2 protein-coding genes and 1 pseudogene are annotated in these 2,366 nt (G+C 46.1%); 2 read left to right on the top strand and 1 reads right to left on the bottom strand.

Annotated features, from left to right (window positions below; translation table 11 throughout):
• Positions 1–69: 69 nt before the first annotated feature.
• Positions 70–198 (bottom strand): hypothetical protein, encoded by a 129-nt coding sequence (locus VB711_RS26395; protein WP_323289399.1) that lies wholly within the window; start codon positions 196–198, stop codon positions 70–72.
• Positions 199–356: 158 nt separating this feature from the next.
• Between VB711_RS26395 and VB711_RS26390 the strand changes: the two genes are divergently transcribed.
• Positions 357–1,463 carry a TIGR03032 family protein gene (locus VB711_RS26390; protein WP_323289398.1) on the top strand — a complete coding sequence of 369 codons (1,107 nt, stop codon included), beginning with the start codon at positions 357–359 and terminating at the stop codon, positions 1,461–1,463.
• 389 nt (positions 1,464–1,852) lie between these two features.
• A pseudogene (locus VB711_RS26385) lies at positions 1,853–2,366 on the top strand (hypothetical protein); the annotation flags it as partial.

The raw sequence follows: 2,366 nt of genomic DNA, 5'->3' as shown, positions 1-2,366 counted from the left end.
GGGTCTAACATAACCCTCCTTTTTAAAGAGAATTTAGGAGGGGAAGAAGTTAACATTGTTTCGAGGTATCTATGGAATGTCTTCAAAATTAATACCTAATTTTCTCAGGTATGCTGCGAGTTTTTCCTTTTGTTGATGTTCTTGATCTGCCCGTTGTCGTTCCTGGAGAGCGATCGCCTCTGCTTGTTCTTTAGCCACACGTTCCTGGAGAGCGATCGCCTCTGGCTTTGAATGAATCCTATTGATAACTTAATGGCGTGCCATTTACCCATGTCAAAACAAATACGTTTAAACCAGAGTATGTCTAATATTCCTATGGTGAATAAAGTCCCCCTACTTAAATTTAGAAATTGATAATGACAAACCATGACGCTGTTATATCCACCCCACCTCCAAAAGCTAAGAGCCGGGAGAATGTAGCCGTCCGATATCATCACAGCACAAATTTGCCAGAATTACTGATAAATCTGGATGTGTCGGTATTGATCACCACCTATCAAGCCGGGAAAGTGGTGAGTTTGGGAGTACATAAGGGAAAAATTCAGGGGGGATTTACCCATTTTGACCGAGCGATGGGGTTAACCCGAACCCCCAGAGGACTGACACTAGGGACGCAAAAAGCGATTTGGTATCTGCCCGCAGATCGCCAAATTGCAGCGCATATCCAACCAGAACAAGAATATGATATTGCTTTTTTGGCTCGCTCTTGCCACCTAACAGGACCATTGATGAGCCATGACCTAGCCTTCGATGGTGAAAAGCTTTGGATCGTCAATACCCTGTTTAACTGTTTAGCAACACTGGAGGAAGATTGGAACTTTGTTCCTCAGTGGAAACCCCCCTTTATTGCTGAATACTTGCCAGGCGATCGCTGTCATCTCAATGGACTAGCCATGTCTGAAGATGGGCGCACTCCAGCCTATGTCACCACATTGGGAGACACAGATCAAGAAAATGGATGGCGTGACCAAAAAGCCACAGGAGGTTGCCTAATAGATGTAAACCTTAACAAGATCATCCTGAGAGGGCTATCTATGCCCCACTCCCCCCGCATCTATCAAGGTGAACTGTATTTTCTCAACTCAGGCCATGGGAGCTTAAATCGTTATGACCCCGCCACAAAAAGCCATGAGATTATCGCCAACCTCCCTGGATTTACGCGAGGATTAGACATTTGGGCAGGACACGCCTTCATCGGCCTATCACAAATTAGAGAAACCGCCATATTTTCTGGATTGCCAATAGAGGAGAACCTAGAGCCATTGAAATGTGGCTTAGGGGTTGTGAATCTAATGACAGGGAATTTGGTGGGGACATTTTGGTTTGACAACGGCGTAGAAGAAGTGTTTGCCGTCACCGTTCTCCCTGGCTACCACAACCCAGTGCTAATTGGTCCAGATACGGAATTGGATGGAACCCAAACCATTTGGAGAGTGCCACCAGTGACGGCTCTAAATAGTTAAAAAATTGGCGTTGCAGAACTCCAATTCCCCTCCTCGCTTGCGGGGCTACCGTGTACACACAAGTCTTATCAAGATTAAATCGGCGGTTAGAAACCGCAACTACACAGGCAAAACCCACCTCCGTGGGTTAAAAATAAGTAGTTTTTCTTCAGTCCACGCAGGTGGACTTTGTTTGTGTAGCCGTGATTTCTAATCGCCAGGGCTTGTTTTGGGTAATCAGATCACTTGTGTGTACACCGTAGGCTTGCGGGGAGGGGCTAGGGGAGGGGTAAAATGGCTGTGGGACAACGATCTAATCCTCCGTTGACACCAATGAGCAATGCGCTTTACCCCTGATCCCAACCGGTTTTAGTTTATCAATCAAAACACCAATCAAAACACCAAAACACATGAATAACTACTTAGAACTCCTCCAACCCATCCTAGCCAGTTTCAGCCTCGCCAACAATTTTGAAACGATCATCGCATCAATCTTTGGCAGCCAATCTCCAGAAAAAATCAACTTACTGCGTCAAGAGTGGTTTACAAAAACGTGGACATTGCCAACCATCGAGGTGGTGGCAGGGTCAGCATTGAACGGAGCCGTAGGAGGCTATTCCCTCCAGACAGGTAAGATCTATTTGTCAAGAGAGATGGTGGAATTAGGAGACATCGGACTATTAAAAAAGATATTGCTGGAGGAATATGGTCATGCCGTGGATGCTCGACTGAATGGGCTAGTAGATAGCCCTGGGGACGAAGGCGAGTTGTTTGCTGCGGTGGTGCTAGGTTTGCCCCTAGATGCTGGAGAATTACAAAAAATTCGGGGGGAATCAGACCAAGGGGTGCTGACTATAGAGGGAGAGGAACCCGTGGAAATTGAAATGGCAACCCTAGTTAAATCAGATCTGTTCACTACCAATA

This window comes from Cronbergia sp. UHCC 0137, from assembly GCF_034932285.1.
Classification (GTDB): domain Bacteria; phylum Cyanobacteriota; class Cyanobacteriia; order Cyanobacteriales; family Nostocaceae; genus Cronbergia.
Note: the sequence above shows the minus strand (reverse complement) of the source record. Positions and strands in the feature narration are given on the sequence as shown.

Coding starts and splice junctions, on each gene's coding strand:
- VB711_RS26390 (WP_323289398.1), top strand. CDS start 357: ATGACAAACCATGACGCTGTTATATCCACCCCACCTCCAAAAGCTAAG.